This window comes from Emticicia sp. TH156 (genome assembly GCF_002855535.1).
Taxonomy (GTDB): domain Bacteria; phylum Bacteroidota; class Bacteroidia; order Cytophagales; family Spirosomataceae; genus Emticicia; species Emticicia fluvialis.
Window position 1 is genome coordinate 195,882 of record NZ_PKRS01000010.1, and the last position, 20,651, is coordinate 216,532.

The 20,651-nt window shown below is 40.5% G+C and carries 19 protein-coding genes; 12 read left to right on the top strand and 7 right to left on the bottom strand.

From position 1 onward, the window contains the following. The first annotated feature begins 236 nt into the window (after positions 1-236). Complete coding sequence (locus tag C0V77_RS18760) at positions 237-548, top strand: autorepressor SdpR family transcription factor (protein ID WP_101727892.1); 312 nt, start codon at positions 237-239, stop codon at positions 546-548. A 24-nt stretch (positions 549-572) separates the two neighbouring features. After that, positions 573-1,190, top strand: coding sequence for a hypothetical protein (locus C0V77_RS18765; protein ID WP_101727893.1), 618 nt, complete (start codon positions 573-575; stop codon positions 1,188-1,190). Here the strand turns inward: C0V77_RS18765 and folP are convergent. Beyond that, positions 1,161-2,039 (bottom strand): dihydropteroate synthase, encoded by an 879-nt coding sequence (gene folP / locus C0V77_RS18770; RefSeq protein WP_101727894.1) that lies wholly within the window; start codon positions 2,037-2,039, stop codon positions 1,161-1,163. The genes C0V77_RS18765 and folP overlap by 30 nt on opposite strands. A gap of 89 nt (positions 2,040-2,128) precedes the next feature. Between folP and C0V77_RS18775 the strand changes: the two genes are divergently transcribed. The 3 genes from C0V77_RS18775 to C0V77_RS18785 all read left to right on the top strand — a co-directional run bounded on the left by C0V77_RS18775 (position 2,129) and on the right by C0V77_RS18785 (position 4,419). After that, a complete protein-coding gene (locus C0V77_RS18775; RefSeq protein ID WP_101727895.1) occupies positions 2,129-2,680 on the top strand; it encodes a DUF1599 domain-containing protein in 552 nt (183 codons plus the stop codon). Positions 2,681-2,743: 63 nt separating this feature from the next. Further along, positions 2,744-3,853 carry a BT_3928 family protein gene (locus C0V77_RS18780; protein ID WP_101727896.1) on the top strand — a complete coding sequence of 370 codons (1,110 nt, stop codon included), beginning with the start codon at positions 2,744-2,746 and terminating at the stop codon, positions 3,851-3,853. A gap of 41 nt (positions 3,854-3,894) precedes the next feature. Then, complete coding sequence (locus C0V77_RS18785) at positions 3,895-4,419, top strand: shikimate kinase (RefSeq protein WP_101727897.1); 525 nt, start codon at positions 3,895-3,897, stop codon at positions 4,417-4,419. An 84-nt stretch (positions 4,420-4,503) separates the two neighbouring features. Here the strand turns inward: C0V77_RS18785 and C0V77_RS18790 are convergent, their stop codons facing one another. Both C0V77_RS18790 and C0V77_RS23195 read right to left on the bottom strand, forming a co-directional pair. Beyond that, complete coding sequence (locus C0V77_RS18790; protein ID WP_143706129.1) at positions 4,504-6,036, bottom strand: OmpP1/FadL family transporter; 1,533 nt, start codon at positions 6,034-6,036, stop codon at positions 4,504-4,506. A 252-nt stretch (positions 6,037-6,288) separates the two neighbouring features. Then, on the bottom strand, positions 6,289-7,554 hold the full coding sequence (locus C0V77_RS23195) for a hypothetical protein (protein ID WP_158237975.1): 1,266 nt from the start codon (positions 7,552-7,554) through the stop codon (positions 6,289-6,291). A gap of 329 nt (positions 7,555-7,883) precedes the next feature. Here C0V77_RS23195 and proS point away from each other — a divergent pair, with 329 nt between their 5' ends. Beyond that, positions 7,884-9,359: a proline--tRNA ligase gene (proS, locus tag C0V77_RS18805; protein ID WP_101727901.1), complete on the top strand. Its 1,476-nt coding sequence runs from the start codon at positions 7,884-7,886 to the stop codon at positions 9,357-9,359. A gap of 420 nt (positions 9,360-9,779) precedes the next feature. Further along, complete coding sequence (locus C0V77_RS23425) at positions 9,780-10,847, top strand: hypothetical protein (RefSeq protein ID WP_229236323.1); 1,068 nt, start codon at positions 9,780-9,782, stop codon at positions 10,845-10,847. A 20-nt stretch (positions 10,848-10,867) separates the two neighbouring features. On the opposite strand, the gene C0V77_RS18815 is transcribed toward C0V77_RS23425, so the two are convergent. From C0V77_RS18815 to C0V77_RS18830, 4 genes are all read right to left on the bottom strand, one after another. Further along, positions 10,868-11,275: a DUF1003 domain-containing protein gene (locus C0V77_RS18815; RefSeq protein ID WP_101727902.1), complete on the bottom strand. Its 408-nt coding sequence runs from the start codon at positions 11,273-11,275 to the stop codon at positions 10,868-10,870. A gap of 109 nt (positions 11,276-11,384) precedes the next feature. Next, positions 11,385-14,492 (bottom strand): efflux RND transporter permease subunit, encoded by a 3,108-nt coding sequence (locus C0V77_RS18820; RefSeq protein ID WP_101727903.1) that lies wholly within the window; start codon positions 14,490-14,492, stop codon positions 11,385-11,387. 116 nt (positions 14,493-14,608) lie between these two features. Continuing rightward, positions 14,609-15,730: an efflux RND transporter periplasmic adaptor subunit gene (locus C0V77_RS18825; RefSeq protein ID WP_101727904.1), complete on the bottom strand. Its 1,122-nt coding sequence runs from the start codon at positions 15,728-15,730 to the stop codon at positions 14,609-14,611. Positions 15,731-15,833: 103 nt separating this feature from the next. Further along, the gene (locus C0V77_RS18830) at positions 15,834-17,087 is read right to left on the bottom strand and encodes a TolC family protein (RefSeq protein WP_101727905.1); all 1,254 of its coding nucleotides are present in this window, start codon (positions 17,085-17,087) and stop codon (positions 15,834-15,836) included. A gap of 255 nt (positions 17,088-17,342) precedes the next feature. Here C0V77_RS18830 and C0V77_RS18835 point away from each other — a divergent pair, with 255 nt between their 5' ends. The 5 genes from C0V77_RS18835 to C0V77_RS18855 all read left to right on the top strand — a co-directional run bounded on the left by C0V77_RS18835 (position 17,343) and on the right by C0V77_RS18855 (position 20,583). Next, on the top strand, positions 17,343-17,762 hold the full coding sequence (locus C0V77_RS18835) for a peptidylprolyl isomerase (protein WP_101727906.1): 420 nt from the start codon (positions 17,343-17,345) through the stop codon (positions 17,760-17,762). Positions 17,763-18,007: 245 nt separating this feature from the next. Continuing rightward, complete coding sequence (locus C0V77_RS18840; RefSeq protein WP_101727907.1) at positions 18,008-18,559, top strand: hypothetical protein; 552 nt, start codon at positions 18,008-18,010, stop codon at positions 18,557-18,559. Positions 18,560-18,591: 32 nt separating this feature from the next. Beyond that, positions 18,592-19,470, top strand: coding sequence for a hypothetical protein (locus C0V77_RS18845; protein ID WP_143706131.1), 879 nt, complete (start codon positions 18,592-18,594; stop codon positions 19,468-19,470). Between the two features lie 328 nt (positions 19,471-19,798). Then, a complete protein-coding gene (locus C0V77_RS18850) occupies positions 19,799-20,179 on the top strand; it encodes a DoxX family protein (protein WP_101727909.1) in 381 nt (126 codons plus the stop codon). 29 nt (positions 20,180-20,208) lie between these two features. Then, positions 20,209-20,583, top strand: a complete 375-nt coding sequence (locus tag C0V77_RS18855) for a transcriptional regulator (protein WP_229236324.1) — start codon at positions 20,209-20,211, stop codon at positions 20,581-20,583. The last annotated feature ends 68 nt before the right edge of the window (positions 20,584-20,651 follow it).

Genomic DNA, 20,651 nt, shown 5'->3' on the forward strand with positions numbered 1-20,651 from the left:
CCCACTTCGGCAAGGAATGGGGCGTTTATTGATGAAGTGTGCGCAAATATAATGATTTAAATACCAAAGAAAGAAAATTAGCTGCAAAATTGTGTTTTTCAAAGAATAGACCCAAAAGGCAAACCGCATTTAGAAGATTATCTAAATATTAAAGCAATATTATTTGGCAAAATTGATTTTTTTTCAGAATTTCGTAACATTAACATTTGTTCAATATTACTGATTCTCTTTTCCAAATGAATAGTTTATTTAAAGCGCTGAACGACTCTACCCGCCGGGAAATACTGGAAATGCTGAAAGACGGAGACATGACTGCAGGAGACATTGCAGAGCGCTTTGATATGACCAAACCCAGCATTTCGCATCACCTTGATTTGCTGAAACAGGCCGACCTTGTGGCTGCCGTAAAAAAAGGGCAGTTTATCTATTACTCGCTTAATATGACTGTGATGGACGAAATTCTGGCCTGGTTTATTCAGTTTAAACCTGCTGCGGCCGAAAAACCAAGAATCCGTCTTCAGGTTAATTCCCGCACTATTTCTGAATAAAAGCCTACCAAAACTTTGAATGTCATGAAACGCAGTTTGATGTTCGAAATGCTCATTATTGGCGTTGTACTTGCCCCTTTTGCTTATTTGCTGTCAAGCTGGAACCAGGCCATTTTAGGTGGGCAAATACGCATTCTGGTACTATACGGCCTGGCAGCACTTTTCTTTTATTTCCTGCCTTTAGTGATGCAGTATCTCGACAGCCAGAAACCCAATGCCGATTTTCTCATTCGAAGCGATAAACGCATCAGGCTAATCTGGTCTGCCTACCTTTCAGCGCTGGGTTTTATTCTTTTCTATTATGTTCTGCATGACTCTGAAGGTGAGAGCATCCCTCCCCGCTATCTCGGTGTGGCCTTATCATTATTTTTATTTGCCAGTGGCAATTTTCAGTCAAATTTGCACCCTAGTAGCGCATTTGCAGGTAATAACTGGTTTACCAGGAGCTTTGAAGAAAAAAACTATCGCCAATTGCAACGTTTTACTGCCCGTTTGTTTTTTTGGGTGGGTATAGCAGGCACTGCTTTTTTTCTGTACTTTACTGAAAGCAAACTCGTATCATGGGGATTAATATTTATCGGGGCTGTTATTTTTTATGGCATAGTTATTCGTCTAATCAGAAACATTGCTGCCAGCCGATGACCCGTAAATTTCTTCATAGAGCCTGATGGTCTGCATGGCTTCTATCACATCATGTACCCTCAGGATATTCGCACCATTCATCAACGCAACCATATTCAGCGCCGTTGTGCCGTTTAAAGCTGCTGAAGCAGTTATACCCAGAGTTTTCCAAATCATTGATTTGCGAGAAACCCCCACCATCATCGGCAGGCCAAGTATCTGAAAAGCAGGTAGGTTTTTCAACATTTCAAAACCCTGTCTGGGGTCTTTGGCAAAGCCAAAACCCGGGTCAATGATAATATCTTTCACTCCTGATTCTCTTAAACTGTTTACTTTTATCTGCAGTTCGCTCAGCACATCAACAGTCGGGTCGTGGTAATCATTTAGCCTGCTCATGGTCGACGGGTTGCCCCTGCTGTGCATAAGAATGTAAGGAACGGCTAATTCAGCCACTGTGCCAAACATAAGGCTGTCTAAATTGCCTCCTGCTATATCGTTAATTATCGATGCCCCTGCCTTTACAGCTGCTTCGGCTACTGCGCTTCTAAACGTGTCGATAGATATAACGGCATTGGGGTATTGCTTGGCTATTGGTTCTATAGCATTAAGAATTCGCTCAGTTTCTTCTTCAATACTTACATCGGCTGCATGGGGCCGTGTTGAGTATCCGCCTATGTCTAGTATGGATGCGCCTTCTTCCAGCATTTTCCCCGCCGCATCTACAATCTGCTGTGGCGCTGCCAGATAACGGCTTCCTTCAAAAAAAGAATCGGGTGTAACATTGAGAATTCCCATTACTGACGGACGTGTTAAATCCATCAATCTTCCATTCGGAAGGCACACCAGGGCATTGCTTTTTAAGGTTGACATTTGTTTATAGCCATGAAGTTTTATAGTTTTGCAATAATAGATTATATATTCCGGAATTCCTTAAAATTATCCTTTTTTGGATTGTGCGCATGAATCAGACCGAATTTGAATACAGATATATTATAAAAATTTGTCAGGATCTTTTCGAGAAAAAAAACAAAGATTACGGCACTTCGTGGCGTATTCTGCGCCTTCCGAGCATCACCGACCAGATTTTTATTAAAGCACAGCGCATCAGAACCATTCAGGATAAAGGCTTCAGCAAAGTAGACGAAGGCATAGTGCCAGAGTTTATAGGCATTATCAATTATTGTGTAATGGCTCTTATTCAACAAAAGCTGGTTGACGAAACTAAAATCGAGATTCCGTTCGATGAGTTGCATGAACTGTATAATAAGGAAATAAATGAAGTAATGGCACTTTTATTCAATAAAAACCATGACTACGGTGAAGCCTGGCGCGATATGCGCGTGGGTTCAATGACTGATATTATTTTAATGAAACTGTTCAGAATCAAACAAATTGAAGACAATCAGGGCAAAACTATTGTTTCTGAGGGCATAAGGGCTGGTTATCAGGACATCATCAATTATGCTGTTTTCTGCATGATAAAACTGGGCCAGGCACAAAGCCAGCAATAAAGCGCTATATGCGGAAAACAAAATTTCAATTCATAGGCTGTTCCAAATTTACTTTGTTCTTTTATGAAAATACCTGCACAAATTGCTCGCATCATAGTGGGTGTTATTTTTATTTTTTCTGGTTTTGTAAAAGTAGTTGACCCCGTAGGAACAGGTATAAAGCTGGAAGAATATTTTGAAGTTTTCTCGCAGGATATCCCGGCTTTAGAGGGCTTCTTTATGTTTTTTGCACATAACGCTCTTGCGCTGTCGCTTATTTTCTGCGCGTTAGAAGTTATTCTGGGTGTGGCTACGTTGCTTTCTTACCGCATGAAAATCACCTCATGGTTGCTGCTTGGTATTATTGTATTTTTTACTTTCCTTACTTTTTACTCTGCCTATTTCAATAAAGTTACAGACTGCGGATGTTTTGGCGACTTTCTGAAACTAAAACCATGGACGTCATTCAACAAAGACATTTTCCTTACTTTACTTATTGTAATTATATTTATTTACAGAAACGGGTATAAAGATTCTAACCTGCATAGTGTTATGGCGTTGGTTTCGGTAGTCTCGTTTGGTATTGGTATGTATGCCATCCGTTACCTGCCTCCTATTGATTTCCTTCCTTATGCAGTTGGCAAAAGCATACCCGAGCAGATGAAGCCCACCGGCATTAAACCCATTTTTGAATATACTTTTCTGAACAAAAAAACCAACGAAGAGATAAAATCGGCAGAGTTTCTGATGGATACCACCACATATAAATATGTAACATCCATTACTTTAAATGATGATCAAGTGAAACCAAAAATCACTGATTATTTTGTGAATGATGCGCAGGGAAACGTGTATACCGATTCTACTTTTATTGGCAATAAATTGTTATTTGTTTTCAAAAATATAAAAGACGTAAACGAGTCAGAAATAACTGAGATAAAAGCTTTGGCCGAAAGCCTGCAAGGCAGCATTATAAAACCCATTATATTAACTTCGGCCATTCAAACAGAATTTGAAGCCTTCAGGCAGACCAATGCCCTTTCAGTTCCTTATTTTACTGCCGATGCCACCGTATTAAAAACCATGGCACGAACAAATCCTTGCGTGATTTTGTTACAAAACGGAGTAGTAAAAGGCAAATGGGGCAACAATAGCATACCCAATAAAGAAGATTTAACTAAACTGCTCAAATAGTTATATACTAAATACTTAATAATTACGCCCAAGCAGACAGAATGACTACTAACATTTTTTTGATTGGCATGCCGTCGTCAGGTAAAAGTACTCTGGGGAGGCAACTGGCCAAGAGTTTAGGATACGAATTTATTGACTTAGATGCCCGGATTGAGCTTGCAGAGGGAAAGAAGATTTCTGAAATATTTGCATTAAACGGCGAAGAATATTTTCGTAAGGTAGAAAATCAGCAGTTGAAGAAAGTTCAAAAAGATATGCGTTCTGTAGTTGCCACAGGAGGAGGTGTACCTTGTTTTCTGGACGGACTGGCGTATATCAAAGAAAACGGTATCAGTATTTTTCTGGATGTAAAGCCCGACAGATTATTGGAAAGAATGCAGTTATCGAAGAAAAATGAAAGACCACTGTATGACCTTGAAAGTAAAAATCTGCTTGAAACGTTAACAGAAAAATATAATGAACGCCTGACTTACTATCAACAGGCCGATATTACCATTGAGGGAGACACCGACCCCGATGCCATTCTCTGGATTTTAGAGGCCGAATTTGCCAGGAAAATTCAGTAAAACAAAAATGACAACTCTTCAGGGTTGTCATTTTTGTTTATAAACCTTTGTATTTCATTTATTATTTGTGGTCTGAATAGCGTATCAGAAGAATGTACCGACCGACACCACAAAACTGGTTGCCTTGGTAGTTAAGGCAGCAGAACCATAATTTGCCGGATTAGACAATTCATAAGGAGTATAAGCGCCTTTAAACTGGTTAAATACACCTGCCAAATCAATAAAGAATTTGGAAGAGTGGTACCCAATACCACCGGTAAACAACATTTGAGAGCGGTCCAGATTATCTGTTTTTACTTTGTAAGGGTCTGGCATATATTTGGCCCCGGCGCGTAATCTTATACTCTGGATACGGTACTCTGCCCCTACTTTTACATTTACTGCATCTACATAAGTTGATTGTATACCACGTTTCTGATTAGAACTCCAGTCTTTGTCCTGAGTATCCTTAATACCCATTCCTCTATAACCAACATACTCGGCATCAGCAGTAATAAAACCTGCTTTGTTAGGCAAAAAGAAAGTAGCGCCACCGCTGGCTCTTAATGGGGTAGTGAGGTTATAAGAAAATACGTTCTCTTCTGTAGCCAAATAGGTAGAAGCATTAGAAGGAATTACCGGGTTTCCGGGTTTGGGATCAGTTCTGATGTTTGAATTATAAATTTCGCTTACACTAATCCAGGAAGGGGTAGTTAAACTGGCACCCAGACTGATTGATTCTGTTGCTTTATAAATAGCGCCCAGTGAGAAGTTCACGCCTGAGCCTCTAACATACAGGTTCTCGTTGTAGTCAAATCCGTTAAAAACAACTCCATTGGTAAATCTTTCACTATGTGAATTGGTGTTTTCATAGTTCAGCCTGACAAAACCAATACCAAGGCCTATGTAGGTTTTATCGTCAAAGTTGATTCCATAACCCAGATTCCACTGGCTGGTAGAACCGGTTGCCGAAACATTACCTACCTGGTCGGCCGGAAGCGCCTGCTCAATTTTGCTGTAAGGCGCCCCGCCATTTTGCGATGGGTCTATCATGTAGGCCTGGTAATACATTGACGTTGAGGTAAAGGCCGTACCGGTGTTAGGGTTAAACTCATCATCAAGTGTTTTAGAATCTGCGCCGCGCAGCGAAGCCTTTTGAGCAAAAAAATCCATCATCGAACTCCGCTGATTAAGACCGTTATAGCGGAAATCACTCAAAAAACTATTTTGTCTTGAATAGGTTATGGCAAATGCCGAGCGTTTTTTTCTTGTACCTACCCCACCACTACTAAACACAAGCCCTAGCTGCCCGATGTTCGGGCTTGTAGTAGACCTGCCGAATTGTTCACCGGCATATACAGAAGAAGTATTAATAGAATTTAAAACAGGTGTAATACTCAACTCTGAGCGATTGTAAAATCCTAATCCGGCGGGGTTGGTGTAATTATTGGTAGCATCTGCACCTAAAGAAACGTATCCACCACCTAAGCCCTGCATACGGGCCGAACCTGAAATTTTTGTTTCCGAGAATCTGAGGGCTTCTTCACCATAAAAGTGGCCACCCAGACTTAATTGTGCCTTGGCTGCGATTGCTCCTGAAAGAAAGGACGCGGTAATCAGAATGCGTGAGATTTTCATTTTTTTATACTTTATGATTGAAGAATCAGCCTGCATGCCACAACATGCATTTACCGGTATTAACCGAGTATAAGTTTTACCATTCTTCTAAATTAAGGGTACAACAAAAAAGCTTTTTCATTTAATAGAAAACCTCGCCAAACAAAGTTGATTCAGCGAGGTTTCTGAATATTTTACAAAATAAAACCGTTTTCACGTACGCTCGCAAGAGCTTAACAAGCACCATCGTTCAATTGTTCAGCCGGCAGGTTATTATCTTGGGCCCCGGCTTCCGCCGCCGCCACCACCACCGCCTCCGCGTGAGGCGCCGCTGCTACTGCTGCTACCTGAACTTGAACCACGGCTACTGCTTCCGCTGCTCCAGCTTGAGTTGCTTGAAGAGCCTGAGCTTCTCCAGCTGTCAGAACCTCTTGATGAGCTTCCGCTACCGCTTGACCAGCTGTTAGACGAACGGCTGTTGCTTGAAGACGGACGGCTATATGAACTACTGCTACCACTGGGGGTTTCGTAACCACCGTTTCGGCGAGGCCGGGCGTAATAAGTATCATTACTGCTACTGTTTGAACGAGACGCACTCGGGGTATTATCAAATGAAGAGTTATAGCCTCCGTTTCTTCGCGGTGCGGCATAATAACCATCATTTCCGGAATAAGTTCTTCCCCCGCCACCTGCCGAGGTAGTTCTGGCATTGCTTCCATCAGCCCGGCGTCCACTTTCATTGGTTCTGATAGCGGTATTATTAAAGCGATCATTGTAGTAAGCAGAACCTCTGCCACCGTCACGCGGGCCATAAGTACGGTTTCTTGCAGCGCCAACTACACCTGCTGTAGCGTTGTAATAATAACCCGGGTAACCACCGTAGTATCCACCATAACCGTAATAATCGTAAGGGCTGTAGAAACCACCACCCCAAGGAGAGTATCCCCAAGGCGAATAAATAGAGCTATAATAAGGGCTGTAAAAACCACCGCCCCAGAATGGGTCATAAAAACGGCTTCCCCAGAAAGGGTCATAATATCTGCCACCGAAACCACCATACCCCATGCCTAAGCCCAAACCAAACCCGATATTAAAGCTATTGTAACCAAAAGCATTATACCCGAATGGAGAATAATATCCGAAACGGCTGAACGGACTTGCCCATCCCATTGGCTGGCTCCAGGCATAATCATTCCAACCTGATTGATATCCGTCTGAAAAACCTGATGAATAACCCGGCTCGGCAGAATACGAACGTTTCACCTTGCGTGAGTTTACGTAATTTTCATCATAATATTCATCAGTCCCTTCAGCCTGAACTGGAGACTCTTCTCTTTGATAACGCAAATTATCTTCAAAGTCCGGATTCTGGTATATAGAAGGTCGTGTAGATGTTTTGTAAGCTACCTCGGGGGCATCTTTTGATGAACCGTACAAGTCATCATAATCGCCCTTAGTGGCAACCTGTTTCTGACTACAACCCCAGGTACCCAAAAGCACTGCAACCGACAGATACCTGAAAGATTTGAAAGTGTTCATTTTATATTGAATTAATTGTGAGCAAATATAACCTGTTGTCTATGTGAATGATGCACAGGCACCTTAAATGGTTGTATGGCTTATTGAAAAAATTAAAAAAAATATAGAAACCAGTAAAACCAGATTTTTACATCGCATCCCGTTAGCACAGATTACCTAAAAGTAACCAATTTAACTATGACAAACTTAATATAAAAACTTATCTTTGCAAGCCAATCCAAATGAAAGTTTAATTAAAAGTAGGCAGGATTGTGCTTTATATAGATATAACGTAAATATACACCTGTTAGATTCATTACAGGCGATAAAGTTTAATTTAACTGACAATTATGAGTAAAGGTCTTCCAAAACGCAGTGAGAATTATTCGGAGTGGTACAACGAATTAGTTAAAAGAGCAGACTTGGCCGAGAATTCGGCAGTAAGAGGTTGTATGGTTATAAAACCATACGGTTATTCAATCTGGGAAAAAATGCAACGTGCACTTGACGACATGTTTAAGGAAACAGGGCATACCAATGCTTATTTTCCGCTTTTTGTGCCCAAAAGTTTGTTTGAAGCTGAAGAAAAAAACGCCGAGGGTTTTGCCAAAGAATGTGCCGTTGTTACGCATTACAGATTGAAAAACAATCCGGATAAACCAGGCTCGCTCATGGTTGACCCTGAAGCTAAACTTGAAGAAGAATTAGTTGTAAGACCTACCAGCGAAGCCATCATCTGGAGCACTTACAAAAACTGGATACAATCATACCGTGATTTACCGATTCTGATTAACCAATGGGCCAATGTGGTGCGTTGGGAGATGCGCACGCGTATGTTTTTACGTACAGCCGAATTTCTTTGGCAGGAAGGACACACCGCCCATGCCACCAGCGAAGAGGCCCTAACAGAAACCAAACAAATGCTTGATGTATATGCCACTTTTGCCGAAGAATTTATGGCAGTACCGGTGGTAAAAGGCTTCAAGTCTGCCAATGAACGTTTTGCCGGTGCTGAAGAAACCATGTGTATAGAGGCCATGATGCAAGACGGTAAAGCCCTGCAAGCTGGCACCAGCCACTTCCTCGGGCAGAATTTCGCAAAAGCTTTTGATGTGAAATTCCAGTCGAAAGAGGGAAAACTGGAACACGTATGGGGTACATCATGGGGTGTAAGTACACGTTTAATGGGTGCCTTAATAATGGCTCACTCAGACGACAACGGTCTTGTGCTTCCTCCAAAATTAGCGCCAATACATGTGGTTATTGTACCCATCTACAAAGGTGAAGAAGATTTATCGGCCATTAAAGAGACCATTCAGCCTATTATCAAAGAGCTTAAATCTTATGGTATCAGTGTTAAGTTTGATGACAGCGACGCCAACCGCCCTGGATGGAAATTTGCAGAGTATGAACTGAAAGGGGTGCCCGTACGCATGGCCATTGGTATGAGAGACCTACAGAATGGGGTTATTGAAGTAGCGCGTAGAGACACCTTAAGTAAAGAAACACGTGCAATAGAAGGCATTGCTGTTTATGTGAAAGATTTGTTGAATGAAATTCAGGAGAGCATCTATCAGAAAGCATTGAATTTTAGAAAAGAAAACTCTTTTAAAGTAAATACCTGGCAGGAATTTGAAGAGCAGATAGAAAAAGGTGGTTTCTTGCATTGCCATTGGGATGGTACCTCAGAAACAGAAGAAAAAATAAAGGAGTTTACCAAAGCGACTATTCGCTGTATTCCGTTAGACACCAGAGAGGAAGAAGGCAAGTGTATATTAACAGGCAAACCATCAAAAAAAAGAGTTATTTTTGCAAGGGCTTATTAATATGCTGTTTTAGAAATTCACAGCAAATGCCTGAAAGACCAGGCTTTAATTTGAATTGCGGTCTTTCAGGCATTTGCTTTTTTACAGGTTTGAAACTAAACAAATTTATCGTTTAACCTTATCTGGTCTTTCATGTTTCTGTTATATACTTAAGGTTGCTAAACCTTCATTCGTTGCACTTCATTGAAAGGCAGTGACCAACCGAATATTTGTAAAATATAATTTTTTTTACAATATTGCGTCACGAACAATGCTGTGATGGTAAAAGTATTTTACAACTTAATTTTCACATATCTTATTTTTATTATCCAGAAGTAAAAAGTAATCCGGTATTACCGGATGAGCATGAAATTTACATTTTAAGCAGTTTAGCTATTGCTATTGTTTGAAGGATTTTAAGAACCAGATTGTAATTATAGCATGAAAATACTTATAACCGGTGTTGGTGGCCCTACCCCCAGAAGTTTTGCCACCGCATTAAGAAAATACTCCGTTTACAAACGTTTCGAACTTATCGGAACCGATACCAACCCCTTAGCTATTGGGCTTTATCAGAACGAATTATTCAATCATACTTTTATTGTGCCACCAGCTGGCAGCCCCGATTACTGGCCGGTAATAGAAAAGTTAATAACCGAGCAAAGTATTGATATGGCTGTTATTTTGCCAGAGGCCGAGGTAATTGAATGGAGCAAAAAGAAAGCCGTTGGCAATTTACCCTGCAAAGCTTTAATACCAGATAACACCATTGCCGAGTTGTTAGTTAATAAATCAAGAATGACAGATGTGCTTCGGTGCATTGACATGGCCCCATTGTCGATTACTTTTACTCGAGACATCTATAATGCCGACGAAATATTCGACACCTTCAATAAAGGCTTTTGGGTACGAAGCACCACCGGAACCAGTGGCCTGGGTGCTTTGAAAATTGAAAATAAAACCGCCTTGCGCAACTGGATTGAAATAAACCCGAACGTACAGGAATTTATGGCAAGCCAATACCTGCCAGGCCGAAATCTGGCATGTAAGGTACTATATTATGAAGGTGCATTTCTGAGGGCAGCCTGCTGCGAGCGTATGAAATACATTATGGCTAAAGTGGCGCCATCTGGCATAACAGGAAATGTTTCATACGGAAGGTTAATCAATGACCCATTGCTGGTTCAGGAGGCTGATAGAGCCATGAACTACCTTTTTGCCTACACCAGCACTCAAAAACACGGTTTTTTTACGGTAGACCTGAAAGAAGATGAAAACGGCAAACCGTATATAACAGAGGTAAACATCAGGCATATTGCTACTACCCAGTGTTTTGCCGCCGGGGGTGCCAATTTTGCACTGGATACCATACGCCTGCTGGATGGAGACACTGAGTTTAATAAAAGCTACCTGACTTATGAGTTTGAAAAAGACCTCATCTTTTTAAGAGATGTAGACTCGCTGCCTATTCTGATGAAAGGAAATGAACTTCTGTATGCTTTTGATTGAGCAAACCCGGGTTTCCAGCATTATTTGTGGCGTTCATTCATTTCATGTCTGAACTCCTCATGTTGTTTTATCAGCAAATCCAGTTTTTTATGCAGGCTCCTGATTTCTTTCTCTGCTTTCTGGTTGATTTTTAAATCAATCTTTGCACGCTCTCTGTCTTTTTCCTCCTGCCGGTTCTGGCTCATCATAATAACAGGCGCCTGCAAAGCTGCTATACAAGATAAAATCAGATTAAGTAATATAAACGGGTAAGGGTCAAAAGCGCGGTTTTTTAGCCAGAAAATATTAATAAATATCCAGATTACTAAAAAACCAATAAACGACAGAATGAATGTCCAGCTTCCTCCAAAGGTGGCTATTTTATCAGCCATTCTGTCACCAAACGACAGATTTGCACTATCTTCTTCATTCAGAATATCCTTATTCATAAAGCTGTATTTTAGGTTCAAATGATTTTTTTGCAAATAATAACAGAGGGCATTGCCCCCTGTTATTAGAAACTACCGTGAAATATAAAAAAAATCCTGTATAAAAGATTTACTCTTCAAGTGCCGCTGCAAATTTCTTACGATAAAACACGAAGAAAATAAGCGGAAAAACGAAAAGTGTTAAAACTGTGGCAGTAATAAGCCCGCCAATAACTACAATTGCCAGGGGCTTAGAGGTTTCAGAACCAATACCGGTTGAAATGGCAGCAGGTATCAATCCAATCATGGCCATGAGGGCAGTCATAATAACCGGGCGAACTCTTGAACGCACCCCTTCATATATAGCCGTGTTTAGTGTCATTTTCTCGTGCAGGTTTTTCTTGAATACCGATATCAAAATAACGCCGTTCTGAATACAGATACCAAACAATGCAATAAACCCGATACCCGCCGATATACTAAAGTTGGTGCCAGATATAAGCAATGAGGCAATGCCACCTATAATTGCAAACGGCACGTTGGTGAGCACAAGGGCTGCATCTTTAATATTGCCAAAAAGCACAAACAATATCAGGAATATGAGCAAAAGACTGATAGGCACTACCTGAGCCAGTCTGGCAGTAGCTCTCTGCTGATTCTCAAAATCACCTGCCCATTTCATTTTATATCCTTTGTCTAATTTAACTACCGCATTTACTTTCTTTTGCGCTTCTGCAATGGCCGACCCCATATCGCGGCCTCTGATAGAGAACTTAACACCAATAAAACGCTGGTTGGCTTCTCTGAAAATCAGAACCGGACCTGTTTGCGAGTAAATATGCGCCACGCTCTTTAACGGTATCTGGTTACCAATTGAAGTAGGTATCATCAGATTCCCAATGGCCTCTTCATTGTTTCTGAACGGCGGCGCATACCTGATTCGGAGGTCAAAGTGGCGCTCGTCTTCATAAATTTGGGTAGCGGCTTTTCCACCAATCGCCATCTCAATAACGGCCTGGGCATCTGCTTTATTTACTCCGTAAAGTGCCAGTTTTTGTTCCTCAAGCTCTATTCTTAACTCAGGCTGGCCAATGTTTTTGATAACTCCCAGGTCTTCAATTCCTTTTACGGTTTTCAATTGGTCGTATACCATTAATGCTTTTTTCTCTAAGGTAGGCAGGTCTTGTCCGTATATTTTAACCGCTATACTACCTTTTACCCCCGACACAGCCTCTTCAACATTGTCCATAATAGGTTGCGAGAAGTTAAAAAGAACGCCCGGATAAATTTCCAGCTTCTTGTTCATTTCGTCAATCAGTTCTTCTTTTGAAATGTGCCGTTTCCATTCTTCTTTAGGGTAAATATCTACCAGAAACTCAATATTGTAAAACCCGGTTGGGTCTGTACCGTCATTGGGTCTTCCGGTTTGAGAAATAACCTGTTTTACTTCTGGAAAACTACGGAATATTGCGCGCATTTGCTGGGTTTGTTTTACCGACTCTTCCAGCGATATATTCATGGGCATACTTGCTCTTACATAAATTGAACCTTCGTTCAGCTCAGGAAGAAACTCTGTGCCTAAAAACTTAAAGTTAAAGAACCCTACCACAACCAGAATCGCTGCTATAATAATACTAGCTTTTTTGTGCTTGTATGTATATGAAAACAACTTCAGTGATTTCTTTTCAATAAAATCAACAAAGAAATTATGCTTTTCTTTTACGTTTTTCTTTAGCAGAATACTGGCAAGAACCGGCACAAGTGTAAGGGTAAAAATCAAGGCACCCAATAAGGCAAAACCAAGGGTCCAGGCAAGAGGGCTGAACATCTTCCCTTCTACTTTCTGAAAACTAAAAATAGGCATCAGACAGGTAATAATAATGGCTTTGGAGAAGAAAATGGCCTTACCAAGCTCGGTTCCGGTCTTTTTCAACAAGCCCAGTTTAGACAGCCTGTTGAATCGCTCCATACCTATTTTGTGCGAAAGCTGGTCAAGCGTTACAAAAATACCTTCAACCATTACCACCGCGCCATCAACAATAATACCGAAATCAATAGCGCCCATTGAAAGCAGGTTGGCCGACATACCCTTTAAGCGCAGGCATATAAAAGCAAACAACAAGGCCAGCGGAATAACAATAGAAACTGTTATGGTAGTGCGCCAGTCGGCCATGAAAATAAACACAATACAGGTAACAAATATAATTCCTTCTAACAGGTTATGCGTTACCGTATGGGTAGCAAAATGAATGAGGTTTTCGCGGTTGTAAAAAGTATTGATTTTTACATCTTTAGGCAAAATAATGGTATTGATTTCCTCAATTTTTGCCTTTACTTTTTCTATTACCTGGCTTGGGTTTTCGCCTTTTCTCATTACGATTATACACTCAACCACGTCGCTGCGTTCATCTCTTCCTGCCTGCCCTAGTCTTGGCAGTGCTGATTCTGACACATTAGCCACATTGCGAACATAAATGGGTACACCGCTGCTGTTTTTAATCACAATGTTCTCTATGTCTTTAACGCCTTTCAGTAACCCTATACCCCGCACAACGTAGGCCTCAGAGTTTTTTACAATCACATCTCCACCAACATTTATATTCGCATTCGACACCGCCTGATACAATTGTATGGGTGTAATGTCATAGTCTAGTAACCGGCGTGGGTCGGCAGATATTTCATAAGTTTTTACTTCGCCACCAAAGCTCACCACATCGGCCACACCTGGCACACTTTTCAGATTTCTTTCTACTACCCAGTCTTGCAGTGTTTTTAGTTCTCTCACACTTCTGGTCGGGCTTTCAAGGGTATATCTGAAAATCTCGCCTGTTGGCCCATACGGAGGCTCTACTTCAGGGTTGGCGCCATTGGGCAGGTCAACTTCGCGCAGCAGGTTATTTACCTGCTGGCGGGCGAAGGCGTCATCTACCTCATCTTCAAACATTACTTTTACTACCGACAAACCAAATACCGTGGTAGACCTGATATCTGTTTTCTTCTGTACCGGATTCAGGCCAATTTCAAGCGGAATAGTTACAAACTTTTCAACTTCTTCTGCGCTCCGGCCGGGCCATTGCGTAATAATGGTTATCTGAGTATTGGTTACGTCCGGAAAAGCCTCAACCGGAGTGTTCTGGTAGCTGATAAACCCGGCTACAATGGCAAGCAGTGTCATGAAAAATATGAAATATTTATTTTTCAATGAAAATGCTATTATATTTTTTATGAATTTGTTCATGGTTTTTGTGATTTAGGCACGGTCTGGGGCAATGCAGTAAGCCGGTGGCTCTGCTGATACAAAAGACCTGTTTTTATGCTGAATCGAAAGTAATTGATTAATAACCCGACCGATTATCAGTTGTTTAAAGCCTGATAAATTAAAAGCTGATTTTCGGTAACAACTTTTTCTCCTGGTATAAGGCCACTATTCAGGTACGTTGTTGTGCCTGATGATTTGTAAACATCAACCGATTTTATCATCAGGTCTTTACTGCCTTTCAAAACCACCACAAAATTCTGGCTTTTATCAAATACAATTGCTTTAGAAGGAACAGCCACTTTCTGGTCGGTCCCGGCATACTCAAGATGCACGTTGGCAAACATCTCGGGTTTCAGAAAAAAGTCTTTATCATTATTAGGTAAAACAATTCTTACCTGCTCAGTTTTTGATGACGGGTCAAGCACATCAAAAATCTTATCTATTTTCCCCTTAAATACTTTGTCAGGATAAGCAAGTGTTGAAATATCGGCGGCATAACCCTGCTTTACATTTGCCAGGTCAGACTCATACACATTAGCAATAACCCATACCTGATCAAGATTGCTTATCGTAAACAGACTCTCGGGGTCATCAGACCGTAGCTCCATACCAGGGGCGGCCTTTTTCTCAACCACATATCCGCCAACTGGTGCTTTTACTACGTAAACTGCCCCATTACCCCCTAAAATACTCTGGCGTTCGGCCACCCTGTGCAGTTCTCCTTTAGCCGCCTGTAATTGTTCTTGCGCTGCTACCAGGTCTTTTTGTGACGCCAACCCGGATTTAGACATATCTTCGGCCACTTGTGCATTTTTCTGCGCTACTGACAACTGCGAGCGAGCCGTGATGGCTTGTTGCTGCAAATCGGCCAGGTCGCCACTTTTAATAATGGCCAGTATCTGCCCTTTTTTTACGTAGTCGCCCAATTCAACTTTAACATCTTCAATATGCCCACCCACTAACGGAAATACCTTTACAATTTTGTCTTCATTAAACTGAATTTTTCCAGTCAGGTTCAGGTCGTTGGCTACTGTCTTCATTTCAGCAGTTTCTGTAACCAGCCTTTTCATTTGCTCTGCAGATAAAGGCGAAGAACTATCGGCAGAATCAATCTTTTTCTCTTCACCTCCAGCGCCAGTGCAAGAGGTAAAGCCGATAGAGGAAAGGCAGATAAGAGATGAGAGAATAACTATATTGAATACACGAAGCGTTTTCATTTCTTGTTTATTTTATATTTCATTTATTTGGTTAGTACTTTTTTTTGGCAGAAGACTAAAGACTTCACTCCTGCGGCAATTGGCATTATGCTCGCTTTATTGTTTAGATAATTATCTTGCCAACGGCATAATTAAGGTCTTCAAAAGCTTTCATACGGTTGTTTTGTAATTGATTAAACTCAATAACCGTACTTTTATAAGAATCAAAGAAGTCTATAAATTCAACTACATCAATGTTCTGCTTCTTATAGTTAAGGATAACGCCCTCTATGAGTTTTGAAAAATCTACAGCAAAACGATTATCAAAGGTCTGATACATTTTATCTGCCTGAAGTGCCTTTTTGAACGCCGTTATTACATTTTGCTGAACCTGCAACTGGTAGGCCTGCAAAGCAGCCTGACTTGACTGAACTCTGATTTTGGCGGCCTCGATGTTTCCCTGATTTTTATTAAAGAACGGCAATGTAACATTAACACCTACACCCAGGTAATTGGAAATGTACCCCCCGTTTCGGTCGTATGTAAATTGAAGGTTCACATCTGGCTTCGCCAAGGCTTTTTGTAAGATAAGATTCTGGCTTTCAAGTTTTACGCCGGTTTTTATTAAATTCAGGTCGCTCCGGTTGTCTTCAGCCTGTGTTAATAAATCGCCAATTTTAAACTGGCCCAGGTTTACCTCAGGTAAATTGGCGGCGGCTATAAAATATTTGCCTCTGTTGGCTGTTAAAATATTCAGGTCGGCTTCGTCATCGGCAATGCCGGCAAGAATCGTTTGTCTCTCGCTGTTCAGATTAAAAAGGTATGCTTTCAGACGAGCCAAATCTTTTAAAGGTACATTGCCTTTATCAAATTGCTGCTGATACAGACTTACTGTTTGTTGAAGTGTCAGAATTTCTTCATCATACACTTTTAATTGCTGTTGCTGATAATATAGGTCATAAAAAGTAGTGCGCAGGGCATATTGCAGGTCTCTTAAAAGTGACTGAACCTGATTTTGCGCCTGTTCTGTTCCTAATCTGGCCAAAGCCAAACGCTTGCTTCTTTTACCTGCCACCTCAATTAACTGCTGATACTGCACAACCTGCTGCGCATTATTGCTGCTAAAACCGCCTAATTCTTTTTTTTGCGTATTATAGGGCATGTGTTCAAGGTAAACTGATGGGTTTGGTTTTAAACCGGCCTGAATCTCATAGGCTTTGCTTTCTGCAATACCAAGTCTGGCAGCAATTAACTGTAGATTCTTTTGGTTAAATTGTTGTTCTGCATCGGGTAGGGTCAGGCTCAGCGAGTCCTGGGCTTTGGCAACTGGTGCTGCCAGAAGGCTTATCCATAAAAAGGCGTAGTGAATCCGTTTCATTTTTGTGATTTTGATGCAGCAAAATTGTATTTATTGAATTATACCCAAATTAAACGAGCATTAAAAGAAGATTAAAATAAAAAGCACAACACATAAACGTCTAATAATTAATAATTTAACAATAAAAACCTGAAAATTAAATTGCATTTTTACAATATAATTCTTTAAAACAAAAACAATTATGGAACTTTGTAAGTCAGAAGCTTATGTAAGAATTAAAACGTTACAATTAAAACAGACATAAAATTTACGACTATGGTTAAATCAGGCGATACAGTGCAGGTTCATTATAAAGGTACTTTGGGCGACGGAACAGTTTTTGACAGCTCGGAAGGGCGCGAGCCGCTACAATTTACAGTAGGTAGCGGTATGGTAATACCGGGCTTTGATAACGGAGTAGCAGGAATGGTGATTGGTGATAAGAAAACCGTGTTCATACCGGCAGAAGAAGCTTATGGCCCTGTAAGGGAAGATATGATATTTACTTTTAATCGTCTGGATATACCTGACGATGTACCTCTTGAAATAGGCGGCACCCTGAATATGCATAATGGGCAACAGGCCATTCCGGTTATTGTTCGTGAGGTAACTGCCACCAAAGTAAAATTAGATGCGAATCATGAATTAGCAGGTAAAGACCTCATCTTTGAAATTGAACTGGTGAGTGTTCAGTAAATAGGTTTTGGAATACAATAAAATGGCCCTTGCTTTAAACAGGCAGGGGCTTTTTGTTGCTTGTAAGGTATTTAAGCAACAATAATTTTTATAGTAGTGGCAACTGCGCATGAAGAGCAGACAACTTCATGCAGAAATCCTCTTAATTACTATTGTTTACCAATAATATTTAAAAACTCACGTAAAATCCCTGTTTGATTTCTTATGGTTTGTGAATTAATTTGTGCCATTACTTTTTGCTATACGTGATAAAATTAATTCCAACTGCTGCATTACTACTTTTGACCTCCTCAGCAATTTTTGCTCAGGATAAAGCCGCCGTCGGTTTCTCTGGTATTTACAATTTCCCTTTACATTCAATTGGCGGAGGTATCAGAATACAGTTACCTGTTAATCACCGGGTATCGGTTGTTCCAAAGCTAAAGTATATGCCGGCCTTTAATACTATTCAAGAGGTTTATGGCGGCCTTAGCTTTCAATATAACATCATAAACAATACCGTTGCCCGTGGTACAAAAAATCTGGTGGTGCCAAACCGCCCGGTTGTGTATGTATCTGCCGGGCTTGATTACAATAAATGGCTGAATTATGAGGCTAACTTGAACAGCAAGGCAAAACCTCAGAATCTTATACCTGAAGCAGGTATAGGGGTATCGGCCGGTTTAAATTTAGTTAGGGTATTTGCTGAGGTAAAATATAATATGCTTTGGCAGGAAAGCTATGGCGAAATAGGTTTTTTGCTATTCCCTTTCAATGCGCCTTCTCCACGAAAAAACAACTGCCCGTATAGATTATGATAAGAAACAGTTTTATAATTCTGTTAACAAGTTTGCTAACAATAGCGTGCTCTAATGACAGAGCCGTTTTTCTGAAAGACCTGGGTATTAAAGGAAAAAAGTTTACTGATACTGCCGGAGAAAAACTCAAACAGGCTGCCGCGCTTCCGGAAAAGAAAACGATTGGCAAAGATACAGACTTACCTATTAAAGGTAAACTAGGTACTGAGGTTTGGCTGACCTCAGATGATTTGATTTTACCTGATGGCAAGCCGGCTACCTACCCGATTCAGGTTGAAATACTTGAGGTATATAAACCAAAAGATATGATTTTAAACGGTATATCCACAGTAACTGACAGAGGAATGTTAAGCACAGCCGGACAAATAAAAATAACAGCCTTTAAAGATGCGAAAGAGTTAAAACTAAGTAAAAGCAACGATTTAATAATTGCGTTTCCGGCTGCAAATGGTGTAGACCAAAAGATGGGGCTATTTTATGGAGTTGAAAAAGATGGCAACGTAATAAAATGGCTTCCGGCCGATACCACAGGAAAAAATCTGCCTTTGTACCCTGATAGAGATGGATATACCGCATTTCCTTCACAAATTGGGTGGATTAATTGTGACAAATTGATTGACTCGCCTGGACCATTCACCAACATAAATTTCGTTTCAGAATACCCCGAAATTAAAAACATTAACATTTTCCTGTATTTCCCTGATATGAAATCAGTTGTGAAAGTGAATAACGGAAGTCTAGACCCAGTACCCATTGGAAGTAAAGTTAAAATAATTGCTATCTCGATTACTGACAAAGATGAATGGTACTCTTTTCTGGCAGAAACAAGGGTTCAGGAAAAACAAACTATTGAAATTAAACTCGTCTCTACCTCAAAAGACGATTTATTGAAATTTCTGGATTCCTTATAATTTAAACTACCTTATTATTTTTTCTAATTTCTACAAGCCCTGAGCAGGTCTTGTTTATTAATCATCAACTTGTCGCAAATAGCCCTTTTATTGGCGTATTTAACCACCAACTGACAATCTGCTTTGCTCTACTTTTGTATTGTTGATTCTTAATTGAACCAAATAATATTATAATTACAATGGCAAAACAGATTTTTTTGAATCTACCTGTTAGAAATCTGCAAGATTATGGCTGAATGGACCCGAACGGGTATCCAGGCAATCATTAATGAAAACTACCATCAAATCATATTAATATAAATACAATCATTACTAAATACTTAAGAGCATGAAACGCGACAATATAATTTTCTGGGTTGCTACTACTATTATTTTCCTTTGGGAAGGGGTCATGCCTGCGCTTACATCGCAAACTGAATTAGCTAAAGAGGGCATCAGCCACTTAGGATACCCTGCTTATTTTGGGGTTATGCTGACGGTCTATAAAGTAACTGGCTCTATTGCCCTGATTTTACCTGTGGTTCCGGCACGTATAAAAGAATGGGCGTATGCAGGTCTTTCTTTCTCATTACTATCAGCTTTTATCAGTCACTGGGCTGTTGATGGTATGAATGCCCAGACACCTTTTCCGTTAATCATTCTGGCTATTCTGATGGTTTCTTATGTGTATTATCACAAGTTAAAAACGCCCAAAGAAAAAGTATGGTAAATTACCATTTAGAAGCTGATATAAAAGCTATGTATATTGAGGCGGATTCTTATCCTGCCGGTGTCTTGAAAGCCCACCAACAATTGCATGGACTCGTGAAAAGAACTGAAAACCGGAAGTACTTCGGTATTTCGTTTCCGGACCGGAGCGGCTTTATTATCTATAAAGCCGCAGCTGAGGAGATTACAGATGGCGAAGCCATTCAATTAGAGCTAAATACTTTTGTTATCAAAAAAGGGAATTACATTAGCATTGATATACCTGATTTCATGGAAAACATAGAGGCCATTGGTGTTTCTTTTCAGAAGCTAATTTCGTTTCCTGGTATTGACCCGAATGGCGCCTGCATAGAGTGGTATCTGGACGATAACCTTGTAAAATGTATGGTACGGCTGGCAGACTGATTCTCATACAACCAGAAAAGGCTAAAAACTATAATCATCGATTAACGTTTAAAAGTAACAACATCGCT

Bases quoted from the DNA above. Each gene is read 5' to 3' on its own strand.
- C0V77_RS18760 (WP_101727892.1), top strand. From the start codon at position 237: ATGAATAGTTTATTTAAAGCGCTGAACGACTCTACCCGCCGGGAAATA.
- C0V77_RS18765 (WP_101727893.1), top strand. From the start codon at position 573: ATGAAACGCAGTTTGATGTTCGAAATGCTCATTATTGGCGTTGTACTT.
- folP (WP_101727894.1), bottom strand. From the start codon at position 2,039: ATGTCAACCTTAAAAAGCAATGCCCTGGTGTGCCTTCCGAATGGAAGA.
- C0V77_RS18775 (WP_101727895.1), top strand. From the start codon at position 2,129: ATGAATCAGACCGAATTTGAATACAGATATATTATAAAAATTTGTCAG.
- C0V77_RS18780 (WP_101727896.1), top strand. From the start codon at position 2,744: ATGAAAATACCTGCACAAATTGCTCGCATCATAGTGGGTGTTATTTTT.
- C0V77_RS18785 (WP_101727897.1), top strand. From the start codon at position 3,895: ATGACTACTAACATTTTTTTGATTGGCATGCCGTCGTCAGGTAAAAGT.
- C0V77_RS18790 (WP_143706129.1), bottom strand. From the start codon at position 6,036: ATGAAAATCTCACGCATTCTGATTACCGCGTCCTTTCTTTCAGGAGCA.
- C0V77_RS23195 (WP_158237975.1), bottom strand. From the start codon at position 7,554: ATGAACACTTTCAAATCTTTCAGGTATCTGTCGGTTGCAGTGCTTTTG.
- proS (WP_101727901.1), top strand. From the start codon at position 7,884: ATGAGTAAAGGTCTTCCAAAACGCAGTGAGAATTATTCGGAGTGGTAC.
- C0V77_RS23425 (WP_229236323.1), top strand. From the start codon at position 9,780: ATGAAAATACTTATAACCGGTGTTGGTGGCCCTACCCCCAGAAGTTTT.
- C0V77_RS18815 (WP_101727902.1), bottom strand. From the start codon at position 11,275: ATGAATAAGGATATTCTGAATGAAGAAGATAGTGCAAATCTGTCGTTT.
- C0V77_RS18820 (WP_101727903.1), bottom strand. From the start codon at position 14,492: ATGAACAAATTCATAAAAAATATAATAGCATTTTCATTGAAAAATAAA.
- C0V77_RS18825 (WP_101727904.1), bottom strand. From the start codon at position 15,730: ATGAAAACGCTTCGTGTATTCAATATAGTTATTCTCTCATCTCTTATC.
- C0V77_RS18830 (WP_101727905.1), bottom strand. From the start codon at position 17,087: ATGAAACGGATTCACTACGCCTTTTTATGGATAAGCCTTCTGGCAGCA.
- C0V77_RS18835 (WP_101727906.1), top strand. From the start codon at position 17,343: ATGGTTAAATCAGGCGATACAGTGCAGGTTCATTATAAAGGTACTTTG.
- C0V77_RS18850 (WP_101727909.1), top strand. From the start codon at position 19,799: ATGAAACGCGACAATATAATTTTCTGGGTTGCTACTACTATTATTTTC.
- C0V77_RS18855 (WP_229236324.1), top strand. From the start codon at position 20,209: ATGTATATTGAGGCGGATTCTTATCCTGCCGGTGTCTTGAAAGCCCAC.